Below are 17,438 nucleotides of genomic sequence, written 5' to 3' on the forward strand. Positions count from 1 at the left end.
TATTCTTTAATTCGTTATTTCAGAGACGCAAATTTCTTTTCAATATCGGCAATCTGAACTGCGCCAGGGAAGCGGCTGCCATCGGTAAAGAAGAGCGTAGGGGTGCCGGTGATGCCATAGGTTTTGGCAAAGGTCAGATTTTTATCTAGTGGATTACTGCAGTCCGTTTTCCCGCTAGGTGCAATACCATTGACCATCCAATCAATATAAGCTTTATTAGGATCGGCTGAGCACCATATCTGCTTGGATTTTTGTGCGGAGTCTGCCGAGAGAATCGGAATGAGATAAGTATAAATAGTGACATTATCTAATTGCTGCAACGATTTCTCGAGGCGCTTGCAATAGCCACAATTTGGATCTGAAAAAATAGCTAATTGGCGAGTGCCATTGCCCCGTACTACCTTGAAGGCATTGGCTTGATTCAGATCAGTCCATTTAATTCGGTTTAAGTCAGTCTGTCTTTGCTCCGTAATGTTTTTACCAGTAGCGAGCTCAATGATTTCACCTTGGATCAGGTATTTTCCTGAGCTGTCAGTGTAGAAAATATCATTGCCCACTAGCACCTCATATAGCCCGGGTACTGGGGCAGGCGTAACGCTGCGTACCTTAGCATTTGCACCTAGTTTTTTCTGGATATCTGCTTTGATTTGCTGATCAACTTGGGCTTGAACTGATCCAGAAAAAATCATGCTGGTGCACATGAATGCAAGCATGGATAAAGCTACAGATAAAAATTTATTCAAAATCAATTTCTCCTAATGCGCGCTCAATGAGGCGCTGTTTAATGAAGTGACTTTTATTCACCAAGCCTAGCCCCCAATTACGTAACTGCTTTTCAGTGCTGCTGCTACCAGAGAACAATTTTTTCAACTTATCGGTAACCCATAAAAGTGCGCTAGTGTCGCCTTGTCGCTGACGTTCATAGCGACGTAATAAGTTCAGATCGCTTAGTGAGCGAAAAGATTCCCGTTTGCTAAAGATATTGAGTAGAACGGCTACATCTCTCAATCCCAAATTGAGGCCTTGGCCTGCTAGCGGGTGCATAACATGAGCCGCATCGCCAATCAATACCACTTTTGGATTTGTCTCTGGGCCAATAAAGCGCGTAGCCCGAATCTTTCTTAGTGGATACGCGGCAGGAGCGGAGTTAAGGGTGAGCTCGCCCAATTGTTTGGTAATCGCACCATTTGCAATGGATGAGAATCGCTCAAGCCACTCAGGGGGACTCAGTTGCAAGAGTTCTGCAGCGAGCTCAGGTGAAGTAGACCACACCATAGATACTTGTTTATTGGGCAAGGGGAGCATGGCGACAATATCACCACCTGGTAGGAACCACTGAAAAGCAGTTTCTAGGTGGGGATAAGTACAAGTCCAATTGGCTACAACAGCACTTTGTGAATAACTTTCTTCGCTAGCACTGATACCAATCTCAGATCGAATCGGTGAGTTCGCGCCATCAGCAGCGATCACGAGCGATGCGCGAATAATGCCGCCATTTTTTAAATGTAGTGAACTTCCCTCTGCATCAACTTCAATTTTTTCTACAGTATCTGAAATCCGCTCTAATTTATTTTGAAAACGCGATGCTTGATCTAGTGTGTGCTCGATCAAATTCGATTCACCGATCCATGCGAGTTGTGGTGTACCAGCTTCAAATGCAGAAAGATGAAGCTGATCATTTTTTTCGCCGCGATCACCGTATATCCGCATATCGCGGACCACTTGAAGGCGACTATGGTCTAGCGCATCCCAAATCTGTAAATGGGCCAGGAGCTTTTGGGTGCTCGGTGAAAAGGCATAAATTCGTTGACCCCATTGACCTCCTTGAGGGTTAGGGACGGTTTGCCCTAAATCAGGGGCAATTTCTAGGGTCTGAAGCCCAAGTTGAGCCATGCCAAGGGCACAAGCCTTGCCAGTAATGCCTCCACCGACCACAACAACATCAACAGAGCGAATTTGTGGGGAATGGGAAGGCATCTTAGATAAATGATTTGAGTGAGCTTCTGACATAACTCGATGATATCGAAACCAGCCCCTTTACAATAAAGCCATGTCTTTAAAATGTGGCATCGTCGGCCTGCCTAATGTCGGCAAATCTACCCTCTTTAATGCGCTTACCAAGGCTGGGATCGCAGCGGAAAACTATCCTTTCTGCACGATTGAGCCTAATGTAGGCGTAGTTGAGGTTCCTGACCCCCGTCTGGCTGCTTTGGCTGAGATCGTGAAGCCTGAGCGCATTCTGCCTGCCGCAGTGGAGTTTGTTGATATTGCAGGATTAGTGGCGGGTGCCTCAAAAGGCGAAGGTCTTGGCAATCAATTTTTGGCTAATATTCGGGAAACTGACGCTATTACCCATGTGGTGCGCTGTTTTGAAGATCCTAACGTGATCCACGTCGCAGGCAAGATTGATCCGATTGCTGATATTGGTGTCATTGACACCGAGCTAGCACTCTCTGATTTGGCGACAGTGGAAAAGACACTCAATCGTTCTACTAAAGCTGCAAAGTCAGGTAACGACAAAGAGGCTGCTGCTTTGGTGTCGGTCCTAACAAAAGTTCAAGCGCATCTAGACTCTGCTTTACCGGTACGCAGTATGAATTTATCTGATGACGAAAAACTTTTAATTAAGCCCCTGTGCTTGATTACCGCCAAGCCTGCGATGTATGTAGCCAACGTAAAAGAAGATGGCTTTGAAAATAATCCACATCTTGAGGCTGTCAAGCAACATGCTTCTAAAGAAAAAGCCCCGGTTGTGGCTGTATGTGCAGCGATTGAGGCTGAAATTGCCGATTTAGATGATGCAGATAAAACGGAGTTCTTGGCTGATTTAGGGATGGAAGAGCCAGGCTTAGATCGCGTCATCCGTGCGGGTTATTCATTGTTGGGTCTACATACTTATTTCACGGCAGGTGTTAAAGAAGTACGCGCTTGGACTATTCACCAAGGCGATACTGCTCCACAAGCCGCTGGTGTGATCCATACCGATTTTGAGCGCGGGTTTATTCGGGCGCAAACCATCGCTTATGATGACTTTATACAATTTAAGGGTGAGTCAGGCGCTAAAGAAGCCGGCAAGATGCGCGCTGAAGGGAAAGAGTATGTTGTAAAAGATGGCGATGTCTTGAACTTCTTGTTCAATGTATAAATCTTGACGCATTACTCGTTTGAGCTCTAAATAAAAAAGCCCTTCTTGAAGGGCTTTTTAACAATGAAATTCAAAAGCAGCCTAGGAAAATAGTTCGCTGAGGGCGGCGCCAGGATCGGGTGAGCGCATAAATGCTTCGCCAACCAAGAATGCATTTATATGATTGGCACGCATGAGTTGAACATCTGCGCGACTCAATATTCCCGATTCAGTGACTAATACTTTATTGCTTGGAATAGAGGATAGGAGCGAGAGAGTAGTTTGAAGCGTTACTTCAAATGTTTTAAGGTTGCGATTATTGATTCCCAGCAATGGTGTTTTGAGTTCCAGCGCTTGATCAAGTTCAGCAGCGTTATGCACCTCTACTAAGACATCAAGACCCAATTCATGAGCGCAAGCTTCAAGCTCTTTCATTTGGTTTAACTCAAGACAGGCCACAATCAGCAAAATAGCATCCGCACCAATCGCCCGCGCTTCATAAATTTGGTAGGGATCAATCGTGAAATCTTTCCGCAATACTGGAATACTACAAGCATCACGCGCTTGCTGAAGATAGTCATTACAGCCTTGAAAGTAATCGACATCCGTTAAGACGGATAAGCAGGCTGCACCATTTTTTTCATAGGACTGAGCAATGTCGGCTGGAATAAAGTTCTCACGCAAAATACCCTTGCTTGGGCTCGCTTTCTTGATTTCGGTGATCACACCAGCTTTACCTATTGCGATTTTCTGCTCAATGGAACGTATAAAGCCTCTAGGCTTTAACGCTGGATCTTGATTGTTTGCCTGCGCTTGATCGCGTTGATTTGCGAGCGAGAGTTGTTTTAAGTTTTGTGCAATCTCTATCTTTTTAGTTGCAACAATTTTTTCGAGAATATCGCTCATGAACCGTGATTTATTTAGATTGAGTTGCTGCAATGAAGGCATCTAATTTTTGCCGGGCAGCGCCTGATGTAATGGCAGCTTTAGCTTTTGCAATACCGCTGGCAATATCAGGGGCAACGCCAGCTACATACAGTGTGGCGCCTGCATTAAGGCAGACAATATCACTTGCTGCACCAGGCTTATTGTGGATGACATCAAGCACAATGTTCTTGGATTCTTCAGCATTAGCAACCTTGAAACTACTAGTGAGAGCGGTATTTAATCCAAAGTCTTTTGGATGAATTTCATATTCACGCACAAGCCCGTCTTTAAGCTCGCCTACAAGAGTAGGGCCTTCAAGTGAAATTTCATCAAGGCCATCACGACCATACACTACTAAAGCATGTTCCATGCCGAGTGCCTCTAATACGCGCGCCTGAATGCCAACGAGATCTGCATGGAATACACCCATCAAAATACGTTTAGCATCTGCTGGATTAGTTAATGGTCCCAGGATATTAAAAATAGTGCGCACACCCAATTGCTTACGAATCGGTACAACATTTTTCATGGCAGGGTGATGATTCGGTGCAAACATGAAACCAGCGCCAACTTGAGAGATACACGCTGCCACTTGCTCTGCGGAAAGCGCCAGATTGACGCCAAGCGCCTCTAATACGTCGGCGCTACCAGACTTACTGCTTACGCTGCGATTGCCATGTTTAGCAATTTTTGCACCTGCTGCCGCTGCAACAAACATCGCTGCAGTAGAAATATTGAATGTATGGGCTCCATCGCCACCAGTACCCACAACATCAACTAAATGAGAGCGGTCATCCACATGAACCGCAGTAGCAAACTCACGCATCACTTGTGCGGCGGCTGCGATTTCACCAACGGTTTCTTTTTTAGTACGTAGAGCAACTAAGAGACCAGCTACAAGCTCAGGCGACATTTCGCCACTCATGATGAGGCGCATCATTGCCGTCATTTCATCATGGAAGAGTTCGCGATGTTCGATGCAACGTTGGAGGGCTTCTTGTGGAGTAATTGGCATGACGCTTTTATATGTTTGCTGAGTTACTTGTTTTCTAGAAAATTCTTGAGCAGGGCATGACCATGCTCAGAAAGAATTGATTCTGGATGAAACTGGACGCCTTCAACTGCCAATTTTTTGTGACGCACACCCATGATCTCTCCATCAGAGGAGGTGGCAGTAACTTCCAAGCATGCTGGCAAAGAGCTTTTTTCAATTGCCAAAGAGTGATAGCGAGTGACCTTGAATGGGTTTGGTAGGTTTTTAAATACACCAACGCCAGTGTGATGAATGCTATCCGTCTTGCCGTGCATTACTTTCTGAGCGCGAATTACCTTGCCCCCAAAAGCTTCACCAATCGCTTGATGACCTAAGCACACACCCAAGATAGGAATCTTTCCAGCATATTGTTTGATAGTCTCTACAGAGATACCAGCTTCTGCTGGGCTGCATGGTCCTGGAGAAATGCAAATGCGTGCAGGATTGAGTTTTGCAATCGCTTCAACGGTAATTTCATCATTTCGAAATACTTTGACCTCTTCACCTAGCTCAGCAAAGTACTGCACGAGGTTGTAGGTAAATGAATCATAGTTATCAATCATTAGGAGCATCGAGTCCTCCTTGTACTAAATCGGCTGCTGTCAATACTGCGCGTGCCTTAGCTTCAGTTTCTTTCCATTCAGCTGTGGGGTCTGAGTCAGCTACGACACCAGCGCCAGCTTGCGAGTGCAGCATCCCATCACGAATGACTCCAGTGCGAATCGCAATTGCTACATCCATATCACCGGAGAAAGAGAGGTAGCCTACTGCGCCACCATAAACACCCCGCTTCACAATTTCCATTTCATCAATGATTTCCATTGCCCGAATTTTTGGGGCGCCTGATAAGGTGCCTGCAGGGAAAGTGGCACGCAAAACATCCATATTGCTCATATTGTCTAAAAGATCACCCTCAACCGAGCTCACAATATGTTGCACGTGAGAGTACTTTTCAATAGACATAGAGTCAGTCACCTTGACCGAGCCTGTTTTAGCAATACGACCGACGTCATTGCGAGCAAGATCAATCAGCATGACGTGCTCAGCAATTTCTTTTGGATCTGCCAATAGCTCTTTGGCTAGGCGCTCATCTTCTTCTGGGTTGGCGCCACGGGGACGTGTTCCAGCTAGCGGCCGAATCGTCACAATTTTTTCTGCTGCACGTTTTTCTTGGCGTACTAAGATTTCTGGGGAAGAGCCGACGATCTGCATATCGCCAAAATCATAGAAATACATATAGGGCGATGGGTTCAATGAGCGCAATGCTCTGTAGAGGGCAAGCGGTGAATCGGTAAAGGGTTTGCTAATGCGCTGACCAATGACAACCTGCATGCAATCGCCAGCCAAAATATATTCCTTGGTTCTGCGAACGGCATCTTCGAAATCTACCGCTTTGAATTTACGAATCAGATCAGTTTTACTGCTTGCCAAAGAAGGAGGCATGTTGACTTGCTTGCTCAGACAGGCCAGTAATTCTCTCAAGCGAGCCTGTGCTTTTTCAAAGCCATCAGTCAAGCTTGGATCAGCATAGACGATGAGATAAATTTTTCCCGCGACGTTATCAATGACAGCCAACTCTTCAGTGAGCATGAGTTGAATATCAGGAACACCCAGCTCATCTGGTAGCGAATGTTTGGCAAGACGTGATTCGATATAACGAACTGTGTCATATCCAAAGTAGCCAGCTAGACCTCCGCAAAAGCGCGGTAGCCCCGCCTCTACTGAAACCTTAAATCTTTTGAAATAAGCATCTACAAAATCTAGTGGATTATCTGTATTAGTCTCAACTACTTTGCCATCGGTAAGCACTTCGTTAACGGGCTTAGATGGGGTGCCTACTGTACGAATAACAGTCCTGGCAGGCAGGCCAATAAAGGAGAAGCGACCAAAACGCTCGCCACCTAAAACTGATTCCAAAAGGTAGGTATTTTTTTTGCCAAAAGCTTGGCTCAACTTGACGTAGAGCGATAGCGGCGTTTCTAAATCCGCCAAAACCTCTTTCACCAGAGGAATGCGATTGAAACCCTGCTTTGCTAGGGCATTGAATTCCTCGCGCAGCATTAGGCTTTTCCTGACTTTCCTAACTCTGCACGCATTGCGTCAATGACTTGGGCGTAATTCTCTTGACCAAAAATGGCTGAGCCTGCAACAAAAGTATCTGCACCTGCTTGTGCAACTTGTGCAATGTTATCGACCTTAATCCCACCATCTACTTCAAGACGAATGTGACGACCTGTCTCCGCTTCGTAGCGATCTAAACGGGAACGCACTTGAGCAATCTTTTGAAGAGTGCCTGGAATAAATGATTGACCACCAAAGCCAGGATTGACTGACATGAGTAGTACGAGATCTAGCAGGTCTAAGGTGTGATCCATATGATCAAGTGGTGTTGCGGGATTGAAAACTAGCCCTGCTTGACAGCCTTGATCACGAATTAAATTCAATGTGCGATTCACATGAGGGCTTGCCTCTGGATGAAAGCTAATCAAATTGGCGCCAGCTTTTGCAAAATCAGGAACGATGCGATCAACCGGTTCAATCATTAAGTGAACATCGATAAGCGCAGACTTGCCATTTTTATTTGCATAGGGTCGAATGGCCTCACATACTAAGGGGCCAATAGTCAGATTGGGTACGTAGTGGTTATCCATCACATCAAAGTGAATCCAGTCAGCTCCGGCCCCTAAAACATCTTGTACTTCCTTACCAAGGCAGGCAAAGTCGGCCGATAAAATGGAGGGGGCAATCAGAAATTGACGATCAGATGGTGTTTTTTGGCTTTCCATCCCTAGATTCTAGCTTGCAGTTGGCCTTGGGATGGAGCAGAATTCGAGCATGAATCCCCATGAAATAAGCATTACTGTTAAGACCCAGTACCTTCCAGACCAATCTGACCCAGATAATCGCCAATTTGCCTTTGCCTATACGGTCATCATCCGCAATACGGGATCAGCCAGTATTCAGTTGATTGCCCGCCATTGGTTCATTACAGACGGGGACAACGACGTCCAAGAGGTGCGCGGTCTGGGGGTTGTTGGTCAGCAACCTTTATTGCGCTCCGGTGAGCATTTTGAGTACACCAGTTGGGCTACCCTGCCAACGCCCGCCGGAACGATGCGGGGCGAGTATTTTTGCGTAACCGAGGATGCGCAGTTTTTTCAGGCGCCCATCCCAGAATTTGCACTGGTAATGCCCCGCACCCTCCACTAAGCAAGGGACCTTATTTTCTGGAGGCTTACTTTTTGCCTTTGCCAGTCCAAAGGACGATGAATAATAAAAGTCCTAAGGCAATAGCACCCTCAAGGACAAACAGTAGCATTGGGTATTCATCGAGTAAATTGGCAATCATGATTTCTAAAGTTAAATTGTTCCAGACAAGTGTATTCGCTATTGTTCTTGCCAGCTTGCTGGTTGCTTGTTCAACGCCTCCTACTCGAAGTACCGGATATCGATCCAGTGGGTCGGGTGTTGCACCATCCACCTATAGCTCATCCATTGCTAGTTTTAGCGCCGTCTCTTGGCAAGCCTTACCGGGTTGGCAGGAAGATGATATGGCGCTTGCATGGCCAGCTTGGCTCAAGAGCTGCGAGGCCTTGCGCAGACGCAGTGGCGAAATCAACTGGCGCCAAGTCTGTAATCAAACTAACGGTGTCTCGAGCAGCGATGGCCAAGCGATTCGTCGCTATTTTGAAAATTATTTTCAGGCTTATGAAATTCGCAATAGCTTTGGAAGCGAGACAGGCTTGATCACAGGTTATTACGAGCCAGTCATGAATGGTTCGCAAACGAGAACCGGTATGTACAGCGTGCCGCTCTATGCCTACCCCAATGCTTGGAAAAAATCTAAGCCAGGACCATCGCGAGCAGAGTTAATGAGCTCAGGAATGCTGAAGGGATCTGAAATTGCATGGGTGCAAGATCTTGTTGCGGCTGCGTTTATGCAAATACAAGGCTCTGGAAAAATTCGCCTTGAGGATGGTCGCGTTCTGCGTTTAGGTTACGCGGGTACTAATGACCAACCCTTTAAATCTTTTGCACAATGGTTGCTTGATCGCAAAGAAATTACACGCAGCGAGGCAACGATGCAGGGAATTTCGCAATGGGCCAAGCGTAATCCAGAGCGTGTGAATGAAATGCTCAACGCTAATCCTCGGTTTGTCTTTTTCAAAGAGCTGCCAGGCAATGTAGAGGCTGATTTGGGCCCCAATGGTGCGCTAGGAGTACCTTTAACGAGTGAGCGGAGTGTTGCGATCGATCTTCAGGCAATGCCTTTAGGCGCGCCTGTATTCTTGGCCACCACCAAACCCTTAAGTAGCCAGCCCCTGCAAAAGCTGGTAATGGCGCAGGATACTGGCAAGGCAATTGTGGGCGGCGTCAGAGCTGATTACTATTGGGGATCGGGTGAGGCTGCCGGAGAAATGGCGGGGCGCATGAAACAAAATGGCAAGATGTGGTTATTGTTGCCGCGTTAATGAATGTCACATTAGAAAGAAAACTATGAGCTACAAAACTATTTTGACTGAGGTAGATGGCAAGGTTGCCACCATTACTTTGAATCGTCCTGAGGTACTCAATGCACTCAACGATCAACTAATGGATGAGCTTGGCGCTGCATTATTGAGTTTTGACGCGGATGACAATATTGCTTGCATCATCGTTACAGGCAGTGAAAAAGCTTTTGCTGCTGGCGCTGATATTGCATCAATGGCAAAGCGTAACTTGCAAGATGTCTATCGTCACAATTTTATTTCGCGTAACTGGGAGCATATGCAAAAAGTACGCAAGCCTGTAATTGCTGCGGTATCAGGCTATGCACTAGGTGGTGGTTGTGAACTGGCCATGATGTGCGACACCATCATGGCGGCCGATAACGCTAAGTTTGCTCAGCCAGAAATTAAATTAGGCATCATCCCAGGCGCTGGTGGTACACAACGTTTGCCACGTGCGATATCTAAAGCGAAGGCGATGGATCTTGCGTTGACAGGTCGCATGATGGATGCAGCAGAAGCTGAACGTTCAGGCTTGGTATCCCGCGTCTTTCCCAAAGCGGATTTATTAAAAGAGGTGAAAGCAATTGCTAAAGACATTGCTGATATGCCCTTATTGACCACAATGATGGTGAAAGAGGCGGTGAATACCGCTTACGAAACTACACTGTCACAAGGCATTCATTTTGAACGCCGTTTGTTCCATACCTGCTTTGGAACAAATGATCAAAAAGAAGGCATGGCAGCATTTATTGAAAAACGCCCTGCCAAATTTACGAATTCTTAACGATTCAATTGCTTAATTTTTTTCTAGGAAGCGTTGAGCTAGTTTGACCCAATAGCTCACACCTACTGGTATCAAAGCGTCATTGAAGTCATATGAAGGATTATGAAGATGGCACGGTCCCATGCCATGTCCTACTGAGCGATGATCACCATCGCCATTGCCTAAAAAAACGTAGCAACCAGGCTTATCTAGCAACATAAAAGCAAAATCCTCTGCACCCATGGTTGGGTCAATCGAGGTATTTACATTTTGCTTACCAACTAACTCGCTCATCACCTCGCTGGCAAATACGACTTCCTTTTCATGATTGATTAATGGCGGATAGTTTCTTGAGAACTGAGTTTCCGCCTGACAATCAAATGCAGCTGCGACCTGATGGGTGATATCTCGCAAGCGTTGCTCAATTAAATCTAAGACCTCAAGCGTAAAGGTGCGGACAGTACCACCAATGAACGCACTATCTGGAATGACATTGCTGGTCTCGCCTGCATGAAATTGTGTGACTGAAAGCACGGCTGCGTCTACAGGTCGTTTATTACGGGTAATGATGCTCTGTAGGGCCAGCACTACTTGTGCACCCGTAAGCACGGGATCGGCGCTGTTGTGCGGCAAGGCGGCATGACCACCTTTGCCAGTAATAGTAATTTCAAAAGCATTACTCGATGCCATCATTGGGCCAGCAGTCACGCCAAAATGACCTTCAGCCAAACCGGGCCAATTGTGCAATCCAAATACAGCATCACACGGAAACTGCTCAAACAAGCCATCTTTAATCATTTCGCGAGCACCAGCACCACCCTCTTCGGCCGGCTGAAAAATAAAAATCACCGCACCTTTAAAGTCGCGATGATTCGATAAATATTGTGCTGCGCCCAAGAGCATGGCAGTGTGACCATCATGACCGCAGGCATGCATCTTTCCAGGATTACGAGAGGTGTGCGCGAAGTTGTTGTGTTCCTGGAGTGGGAGTGCATCCATGTCTGCACGCAAACCAATCATCTTGCCTGCGCCTAAATCTCCATCCAGTCGTCCAACCACCCCGGTTTTGCCCATGCCACGAAAGACAGTAATGCCCCAGCTTGATAAAGCTTCTGCAACAAGATCAGCTGTGCGGTTTTCTTCGAAACGCAATTCAGGATGAGCATGAATATTGCGACGAATATCTTGGATTGCTTCTGTGGATGCTACGATTTCAGGAAGTAAATGCATGCCTTTATCTTATCTGAAAGTGGCTCTAGGCGCACCCTAGCTGGGCTTAATGGGGCGATTACAGATAGCTATGAATGTATTTATGCATTGGGTAGTTGAATGTGCTGTGCAGCAAATTCGAGCGCTTCTACAGAGTAGGGGCTGTTATCAGGCTTTTGAATTGCAGCGGGCAATTGAGGGATCAGCCCTAAAAAAGGAGCATCTATCTTAGATTGCAGCGATTCGATGTTTTCAGTGAGTAAATGCATTTTTTGAGAAAGGGTATTCGCAACCCAGCCAGCAATTTTTAAGTGGCGCACCTTGATTGCTTCTATGGTGAGTAAAGCATGATTCATGCAGCCTAATTGCATGCCTACAACCAGAATAACCGGTAAATTGATTCGCTCTGCGAAGTTTCCCAAATCTTCATGATCATTTAGTGGGGTTAAAAAACCACCAGCCCCCTCCACCACTACAAAGTCGCTTTGCTTCTGAATCTCACTGTAAGCTTTCATCATTGTGTCAAGCTCAAGCTGAATATTTTTAGATTTGGCAACTAAGTGGGGTGCTGCTGGAGTATCTAAAACATAAGGACATAGAGTTAGTTGACCTGGGGCTAAATTCGAAGCGATACGTAAAGTCTCTACATCTTCATTGAGCCATTGACCTTCATTGCTTTGATAGGTACCAGCAACCACAGGCTTAAAGCCAAGAACATGTTTACCTTGCTTACGCAATTTGAGAATTATGGCGCCGCTGACTAGCGTTTTGCCAACTTCAGTATCCGTGCCGGTAATAAAGAGCCCAGGATGTTGATTCATCAGAGATTCTTTTCAATCACTTGTTGTTCGATTGACTGTAGTGTGTTGATCAGAGCGCGCAGATCATCTTCGCTATGGTTTGCAGAAAACGTAATACGCAAGCGTGCACTGCCTACGGGAACGGTGGGCGGCCTAATTGCCGGAATCCAATAGCCTGCATCATCCAATAACTGAGCCGCTAATAAAGCATTGGCATTGCTACCAAGAATCAGTGGCTGAATGGGTGTGCTTGAAGAAATCTTTTTCCATGCTGAGAAATGCATTTCTTTTTGCCAGATATCAATCAGTTTATCTAAGTGAGCGCGGCGTTGTTTGCCTTCATCTGTTTCAATGATCTCTAGGCTTTTGAGAAGTGCATGGGCAATCGCATGGGGCGTAGCTGTGCTGTAGATATATGGACGACCCTTTTGAATCAGCCATTCGATAAAAGAGTCTTGTGCGCAGATAAAAGCACCACTGACGCCAGCAGCCTTGCCTAGTGTGCCGATATAGATGATGCGATCCGAGCAAATATTCTTTTGCTCCAAAATACCATGACCCTGTTTGCCTAGCACTCCAAATCCATGAGCATCATCTACCATCAAGAGGGCATCGTATTGCTCAGCAATAGCTAGCAGTTCTTTGATAGGCGAGAGATCACCATCCATGCTGAACACGCCATCAGTCACAATCAATTTAAAAGGCCTGGCATCCTTTTTGATTGCTTCAATTAAAGAGTCTAGTTGTGTGTGATCAAACAGCGTCACTACAGCGTTGGTTTGTGCGCTCGCTAAGCGAACACCATCAATCAAAGAAGCATGATTGAGTTTTGCTGAATAAATACTGGCATTACCCGGAGAAGCAAGCCTTACCAAGCCAGTAATAGCCGTGAGGTTTGCAAGATAGCCGGTACTAAAAAATAATGTACGCGGCTTAGGAATGTGGTGGCTCTGAAATGCAGCCAGTCTTTTTTCTAGTAGCTCATGGGCAATGCTATGGCCACTGATGAGGTGGGAGGCACCACTTCCTACGCCGTATTTTTGAGCGCCCTCAGACCATGCATTGGCAATCTCAGGGTGGTTTGCAAGACCAAGATAGTCATTACTACAAAAGGCTTTCAGTTCTCGTTCTTCTATCAATACTTTGGAATCACAAGGGGATGAAGTAATACGCAGCTTGCGCTTAAGTAATTGCAGATCTAAATCTGCAATTTGCTCTTCTGCTAATTTGAGCGCATTAAAAGATTTAGACATTTACAGCCTGATTGAGTGCACGTTGTACTGACTGACCCATTTGCTCAGTTTCTTGTGCAGACAAAATATAGGGAGGCATTACATAAACGGTATTACCAATTGGTCTTATCAAAATACCTTCATTCAAACTCTTTGCAAACATCTCGCGAGGAAAAGCATTGGCATTTATGAGTTTAGATGCTTTGACATCAAACGCCAAGATCATCCCTTGTTGGCGCCAATGCTCAATGCGGGTATCTGATTTAGCCCAAGCAAATGCATTGGCTAAATCTTGTGAGCGAATGATATTTTTTTCAAGAACTTGTTCTGTTTCAAAGAGCTCGAGACTGGCTAGCGCTGCTGCGCAAGCCAGTGGGTTACCAGTGTAAGAATGCGAATGTAAGAATCCATGCTTGGTTTGATCGTTGTAAAAGGCGCGATAAATTTTATCGGTAGTCATACAAAGCGACAGGGGTAAATACCCTCCGCTAATTCCTTTGGAGAGCGTTAAAAAGTCCGGCCAAATTCCAGCATGTTCGCAGGCAAAGAACTTTCCGCTGCGACCGCATCCTACCGCGATCTCGTCCGCAATTAGGTGGACTTGATAGCGTTCACATAAATCTTTAATTAGCCGTAGATATTCGGGGGAATACATCGCCATTTGGCCAGCACATTGCACGAGCGGTTCAATAATGATTGCGGCAATCTGTTCATGCTCTTTTGCAAATAATTGCTCGAGCTCATTCGCTGCCTGTCTTGCAACATCCTCTGCGCTTTCACCATTTTTTGCTTTACGCACATCAGGTGAGCTTACTGTGTAGACATCCTGCAAAAGCGATCCGTAAGCCTCTCGGAAAATCGCAACATCGGTAACCGCAAGTGCACCAAGCGTTTCTCCGTGATAGCCATTTTCAAGACAAACAAACTTTTTCTTTTGTGGTTTGCCATTGAGTTGCCAAAAGTGGTGACTCATCTTTAATGCAATCTCCACTGCGGAAGCGCCATCAGATGCGTAGAAGACGTGACCTAAATTCCCTTTGGTCAGTACTGCTAGTTTTTCAGATAACTCTATTACTGGAGGATGCGTGAAGCCGGCAAGCATGACATGCTCAATCTTTTCTAGTTGTCTAGTGATGGCTTGATTGATGTGAGGGTTCGAGTGTCCAAAGAGATTGGTCCACCATGAGCTGATGCAATCGAGTAGCGCATTTCCATGTTCGTCATAAAGCCATGCTCCCTTGCCTTTAGTGATCGCCACCAGCGGAAAAGATTCATGGTGTTTCATCTGGGTGCAGGGATGCCAAACAGCAGCTAGGCTGCGATCTACTAAGCTGGTTTGATTTAAATCAGAAATAACCTTCATGTTTGATATTTGACCACTAGTTTTCCTAATTCAGGCTTGTATCTGTTATGTTTATGCCTTGGATTGACCTATTTTTTGGAATTTACCGATGCAGTACGCTCAAACCGTAGAAAAACCCCTGACCCAAGTCAAATCGAAAGCTGATTTGCGAAAAGAGCTTGATGTATCTGGTAAGTGGTCGGTTGCTCAGGTTGAGGCCCTATTTGCCTTGTCTTTCAATGAGTTGATGCTTAAGGCCCAAGAGACCCATAAAGCTTATTTCCCTGAGGGTGATGTGGAGTTAGCCACTTTGCTGTCGATTAAGACTGGTGGCTGCCCAGAGGATTGTGCATATTGCCCCCAAGCTGCTCGCTATGACACTGATGTGAAGGCTGAAAAGCTTATGGGTCTAGAGGAGGTTTTAGAGGCGGCTAAGGCGGCTAAGGCGGCTGGTTCGAACCGTTTCTGTATGGGCGCTGCTTGGCGCGAACCCAAAGATCGTGACATTGAAAAAGTGACCGCCATGATTAAGGGGGTTAAGGCTTTGGGTCTTGAGACTTGCGCCACCTTAGGCATGTTGGAGGCTGAGCAAGCCCAGGCCCTGTCAGATGCGGGCTTAGATTTTTATAACCACAATCTTGATACGAGTGAAGATTTTTATCGCTCCGTGATTTCTACCCGCGACTATCAAGATCGCTTAGATACGATTTCTCATGTTCGTTCAGCAGGCATGTCTGTTTGTTGTGGCGGCATTGTGGGGATGGGCGAATCCCGTGAACAGCGTGCCGCATTTTTGACCCGTTTAGCTAACTTGAGCCCCTATCCCGAGTCGGTGCCAATCAATCATTTGGTGCCAGTTGCAGGTACACCATTAGCGGATCAAAAGCCTTTAGATCCCCTTGAATTTGTCAGAACAATTGCAGTTGCCCGCATCACGATGCCTCAGGCACGCGTGCGTTTATCTGCTGGTCGACAAGAGCTTAGCAGGGCTGTTCAGGCTATGTGTTTCTTGGCCGGCGCCAATTCCATTTTCTATGGTGAGCAACTACTCACTACCGCTAATCCTGAGGCTGAGCAAGACCGCGCGCTTTTGGCTGAGCTGGGCCTCAAGACCAAGCAAAGCTGTAAAGCCGAGGTTTTAGTTTAAGTTTATGGCCATGACCTCGCCCATTGATAAGCTGATTATTGAATTTGATACCGCCTTGCGATCTGTCTTTGGTGGGGCAAATGCTGGGCGACCAACACCAGGGTCAGCAGTGACTCCAAGCCATTCTTTGGATGCAGCGGAACGTAAACATGCTGCCGGTCTCATGCGCGTCAATCACGTTGGCGAGGTGTGCGCGCAGGCGCTATATCAATCACAAAAATTAGTTGCCAGAAATCCGCAAATTCAAGAGATGTTCAATCATTCCGCTCAAGAAGAAATGGACCACTTGGCATGGTGCGAGACTCGCCTGCAAGAGCTTGGCTCGCATACCAGTTATCTCAATCCATTATGGTACGCAGGATCCTTTGCAATCGGCTTGGCAGCTGGCTTAGCGGGCGATCAATGGAGTCTAGGTTTTGTGGTTGAAACAGAAAAGCAAGTTGAAAATCATCTTCAGAGTCATCTTGAAAAATTACCACCAGAAGATCACCGCTCACGCGCGATTGTTGATCAAATGCGGATCGATGAAATTGAGCATGGACAAGCTGCCTTGCATGCTGGGGGAGTAAGCTTGCCTGAGCCAGTTCAGAAAATAATGCAGGCCGTATCTAAAGTGATGACTACAACCGCTTACAAAATTTAAGTTGCCTGATAGCGGCACTGAAGTGCTTGAAAATATTTTTTTTGATTTATTTTTTACAGATACTGTTTATAAAAACAGTATATTTATCCATTATCTAGCTCTATAGCTAAGATGTATTCTTAAGTATATTTTCCAAGCCATTGTTTCAAGTAGCTATTTTATTATCACCATTTTATGAACATACGACGCTAAGTGTTTGTAAACACTAGAGAAATTCCCAAAAAATAGCCAAAAACACTTGACCCCCCTATTGCAATCCTCTAAAGTGGGAGGAAGTGTGAAAAAGTGGGGTAAATGGTGTTTCAAGGTGCGTCAGCTCTCAATTTGGATGCAAAAGGTCGGATGTCGATTCCGGCAAAGCATCGTGATGCCCTAATGGTGCAGGGTGACGGCCGTGTCACGCTCACAAAACACCCCGATGGCTGCCTTCTTTTGTTTCCAAGACCAGAGTGGGAGAGCTTCAGGGCTAGGGTAGCGCAACTGCCCATGGATGCGCATTGGTGGCGCAGAATTTTTCTTGGCAATGCTGCTGAGATTGATCTTGATAGCGCAGGTCGTGTTTTGGTCAGTCCAGAATTGCGTGCTGCTGCAGGAATCGAAAAAGAAGTGATCTTGCTCGGTATGGGCAGTCACTTGGAATTGTGGGACGCAGCTACATACGCCGCAAAAGAACAGGCTGCGATTGCGCAAGGTATGCCTGAAGCGCTCAAGCAATTTAATTTTTGATG

At 46.1% G+C, this 17,438-nt stretch carries 18 protein-coding genes; 7 read left to right on the plus strand and 11 right to left on the minus strand.

Annotation, left to right across the window (positions count from 1 at the left end):
- Positions 1 to 14 precede the first annotated feature (14 nt).
- Both C2756_RS00740 and C2756_RS00745 read right to left on the minus strand, forming a co-directional pair.
- Entirely contained in the window at positions 15 to 743 is a 729-nt protein-coding gene (locus tag C2756_RS00740; protein WP_251372078.1) for a DsbC family protein, read from the minus strand.
- On the minus strand, positions 736 to 2,010 hold the full coding sequence (locus C2756_RS00745) for an FAD-dependent monooxygenase (RefSeq protein ID WP_215319513.1): 1,275 nt from the start codon (positions 2,008 to 2,010) through the stop codon (positions 736 to 738). Before C2756_RS00745 ends, C2756_RS00740 begins: the two co-directional genes overlap by 8 nt.
- A gap of 40 nt (positions 2,011 to 2,050) precedes the next feature.
- Between C2756_RS00745 and ychF the strand changes: the two genes are divergently transcribed.
- Positions 2,051 to 3,145 carry a redox-regulated ATPase YchF gene (gene ychF / locus C2756_RS00750; RefSeq protein ID WP_215319514.1) on the plus strand — a complete coding sequence of 365 codons (1,095 nt, stop codon included), beginning with the start codon at positions 2,051 to 2,053 and terminating at the stop codon, positions 3,143 to 3,145.
- 81 nt (positions 3,146 to 3,226) lie between these two features.
- On the opposite strand, the gene trpC is transcribed toward ychF, so the two are convergent.
- Genes trpC through rpe form a run of 5 tightly spaced genes read right to left on the minus strand, consistent with a single transcriptional unit; the run spans position 3,227 to position 7,870 of the window.
- Positions 3,227 to 4,030, minus strand: a complete 804-nt coding sequence (gene trpC, locus C2756_RS00755) for an indole-3-glycerol phosphate synthase TrpC (RefSeq protein ID WP_215319515.1) — start codon at positions 4,028 to 4,030, stop codon at positions 3,227 to 3,229.
- Positions 4,031 to 4,040: 10 nt separating this feature from the next.
- Positions 4,041 to 5,066: an anthranilate phosphoribosyltransferase gene (gene trpD, locus C2756_RS00760; RefSeq protein ID WP_215319516.1), complete on the minus strand. Its 1,026-nt coding sequence runs from the start codon at positions 5,064 to 5,066 to the stop codon at positions 4,041 to 4,043.
- Between the two features lie 23 nt (positions 5,067 to 5,089).
- Positions 5,090 to 5,656 (minus strand): aminodeoxychorismate/anthranilate synthase component II, encoded by a 567-nt coding sequence (locus tag C2756_RS00765; protein ID WP_215319517.1) that lies wholly within the window; start codon positions 5,654 to 5,656, stop codon positions 5,090 to 5,092.
- Positions 5,640 to 7,145, minus strand: a complete 1,506-nt coding sequence (trpE, locus tag C2756_RS00770; RefSeq protein WP_215319518.1) for an anthranilate synthase component I — start codon at positions 7,143 to 7,145, stop codon at positions 5,640 to 5,642. Before trpE ends, C2756_RS00765 begins: the two co-directional genes overlap by 17 nt.
- A complete protein-coding gene (gene rpe, locus C2756_RS00775; RefSeq protein WP_215319519.1) occupies positions 7,145 to 7,870 on the minus strand; it encodes a ribulose-phosphate 3-epimerase in 726 nt (241 codons plus the stop codon). The genes trpE and rpe overlap by 1 nt, the downstream gene beginning before the upstream one ends.
- 49 nt (positions 7,871 to 7,919) lie before the next feature.
- Here rpe and apaG point away from each other — a divergent pair, with 49 nt between their 5' ends.
- The 3 genes from apaG to C2756_RS00790 all read left to right on the plus strand — a co-directional run bounded on the left by apaG (position 7,920) and on the right by C2756_RS00790 (position 10,358).
- Complete coding sequence (apaG, locus tag C2756_RS00780; protein ID WP_215296174.1) at positions 7,920 to 8,294, plus strand: Co2+/Mg2+ efflux protein ApaG; 375 nt, start codon at positions 7,920 to 7,922, stop codon at positions 8,292 to 8,294.
- 137 nt (positions 8,295 to 8,431) lie between these two features.
- Positions 8,432 to 9,556 (plus strand): murein transglycosylase A, encoded by a 1,125-nt coding sequence (locus C2756_RS00785; protein ID WP_215319520.1) that lies wholly within the window; start codon positions 8,432 to 8,434, stop codon positions 9,554 to 9,556.
- A 25-nt stretch (positions 9,557 to 9,581) separates the two neighbouring features.
- The gene (locus tag C2756_RS00790) at positions 9,582 to 10,358 is read left to right on the plus strand and encodes an enoyl-CoA hydratase (protein ID WP_215296176.1); all 777 of its coding nucleotides are present in this window, start codon (positions 9,582 to 9,584) and stop codon (positions 10,356 to 10,358) included.
- A gap of 12 nt (positions 10,359 to 10,370) precedes the next feature.
- Here C2756_RS00790 and C2756_RS00795 read toward each other — a convergent pair whose 3' ends face one another.
- The 4 genes from C2756_RS00795 to bioA form a co-directional block, all read right to left on the minus strand.
- Positions 10,371 to 11,567: a M20 aminoacylase family protein gene (locus tag C2756_RS00795; RefSeq protein ID WP_215319521.1), complete on the minus strand. Its 1,197-nt coding sequence runs from the start codon at positions 11,565 to 11,567 to the stop codon at positions 10,371 to 10,373.
- Positions 11,568 to 11,647: 80 nt separating this feature from the next.
- A complete protein-coding gene (gene bioD / locus C2756_RS00800) occupies positions 11,648 to 12,367 on the minus strand; it encodes a dethiobiotin synthase (RefSeq protein ID WP_215319522.1) in 720 nt (239 codons plus the stop codon).
- Positions 12,367 to 13,599 carry an 8-amino-7-oxononanoate synthase gene (locus C2756_RS00805; protein ID WP_215319523.1) on the minus strand — a complete coding sequence of 411 codons (1,233 nt, stop codon included), beginning with the start codon at positions 13,597 to 13,599 and terminating at the stop codon, positions 12,367 to 12,369. The genes bioD and C2756_RS00805 overlap by 1 nt, the downstream gene beginning before the upstream one ends.
- Positions 13,592 to 14,941 carry an adenosylmethionine--8-amino-7-oxononanoate transaminase gene (gene bioA, locus C2756_RS00810; protein WP_215319524.1) on the minus strand — a complete coding sequence of 450 codons (1,350 nt, stop codon included), beginning with the start codon at positions 14,939 to 14,941 and terminating at the stop codon, positions 13,592 to 13,594. Before bioA ends, C2756_RS00805 begins: the two co-directional genes overlap by 8 nt.
- 88 nt (positions 14,942 to 15,029) lie before the next feature.
- Here bioA and bioB point away from each other — a divergent pair, with 88 nt between their 5' ends.
- The 3 genes from bioB to mraZ all read left to right on the plus strand — a co-directional run bounded on the left by bioB (position 15,030) and on the right by mraZ (position 17,436).
- Positions 15,030 to 16,067 (plus strand): biotin synthase BioB, encoded by a 1,038-nt coding sequence (gene bioB / locus C2756_RS00815; protein WP_215319525.1) that lies wholly within the window; start codon positions 15,030 to 15,032, stop codon positions 16,065 to 16,067.
- 10 nt (positions 16,068 to 16,077) lie between these two features.
- Positions 16,078 to 16,710 carry a 2-polyprenyl-3-methyl-6-methoxy-1,4-benzoquinone monooxygenase gene (gene coq7 / locus C2756_RS00820; RefSeq protein WP_215319526.1) on the plus strand — a complete coding sequence of 211 codons (633 nt, stop codon included), beginning with the start codon at positions 16,078 to 16,080 and terminating at the stop codon, positions 16,708 to 16,710.
- 297 nt (positions 16,711 to 17,007) lie between these two features.
- The gene (gene mraZ / locus C2756_RS00825) at positions 17,008 to 17,436 is read left to right on the plus strand and encodes a division/cell wall cluster transcriptional repressor MraZ (protein ID WP_215320707.1); all 429 of its coding nucleotides are present in this window, start codon (positions 17,008 to 17,010) and stop codon (positions 17,434 to 17,436) included.
- Positions 17,437 to 17,438 lie beyond the last annotated feature (2 nt).

The sequence above is a fragment of the Polynucleobacter sp. UB-Siik-W21 genome, from assembly GCF_018687415.1.
Taxonomy (GTDB): domain Bacteria; phylum Pseudomonadota; class Gammaproteobacteria; order Burkholderiales; family Burkholderiaceae; genus Polynucleobacter.

What these genes read in the sequence shown, in the direction of transcription:
- C2756_RS00745 (WP_215319513.1), bottom strand. Translation starts at nt 2,010, where the DNA reads ATGTCAGAAGCTCACTCAAATCATTTATCTAAGATGCCTTCCCATTCC.
- ychF (WP_215319514.1), top strand. Translation starts at nt 2,051, where the DNA reads ATGTCTTTAAAATGTGGCATCGTCGGCCTGCCTAATGTCGGCAAATCT.
- trpC (WP_215319515.1), bottom strand. Translation starts at nt 4,030, where the DNA reads ATGAGCGATATTCTCGAAAAAATTGTTGCAACTAAAAAGATAGAGATT.
- trpD (WP_215319516.1), bottom strand. Translation starts at nt 5,066, where the DNA reads ATGCCAATTACTCCACAAGAAGCCCTCCAACGTTGCATCGAACATCGC.
- C2756_RS00765 (WP_215319517.1), bottom strand. Translation starts at nt 5,656, where the DNA reads ATGCTCCTAATGATTGATAACTATGATTCATTTACCTACAACCTCGTG.
- trpE (WP_215319518.1), bottom strand. Translation starts at nt 7,145, where the DNA reads ATGCTGCGCGAGGAATTCAATGCCCTAGCAAAGCAGGGTTTCAATCGC.
- rpe (WP_215319519.1), bottom strand. Translation starts at nt 7,870, where the DNA reads ATGGAAAGCCAAAAAACACCATCTGATCGTCAATTTCTGATTGCCCCC.
- apaG (WP_215296174.1), top strand. Translation starts at nt 7,920, where the DNA reads ATGAATCCCCATGAAATAAGCATTACTGTTAAGACCCAGTACCTTCCA.
- C2756_RS00785 (WP_215319520.1), top strand. Translation starts at nt 8,432, where the DNA reads ATGATTTCTAAAGTTAAATTGTTCCAGACAAGTGTATTCGCTATTGTT.
- C2756_RS00790 (WP_215296176.1), top strand. Translation starts at nt 9,582, where the DNA reads ATGAGCTACAAAACTATTTTGACTGAGGTAGATGGCAAGGTTGCCACC.
- C2756_RS00795 (WP_215319521.1), bottom strand. Translation starts at nt 11,567, where the DNA reads ATGCATTTACTTCCTGAAATCGTAGCATCCACAGAAGCAATCCAAGAT.
- bioD (WP_215319522.1), bottom strand. Translation starts at nt 12,367, where the DNA reads ATGAATCAACATCCTGGGCTCTTTATTACCGGCACGGATACTGAAGTT.
- C2756_RS00805 (WP_215319523.1), bottom strand. Translation starts at nt 13,599, where the DNA reads ATGTCTAAATCTTTTAATGCGCTCAAATTAGCAGAAGAGCAAATTGCA.
- bioA (WP_215319524.1), bottom strand. Translation starts at nt 14,941, where the DNA reads ATGAAGGTTATTTCTGATTTAAATCAAACCAGCTTAGTAGATCGCAGC.
- bioB (WP_215319525.1), top strand. Translation starts at nt 15,030, where the DNA reads ATGCAGTACGCTCAAACCGTAGAAAAACCCCTGACCCAAGTCAAATCG.
- coq7 (WP_215319526.1), top strand. Translation starts at nt 16,078, where the DNA reads ATGACCTCGCCCATTGATAAGCTGATTATTGAATTTGATACCGCCTTG.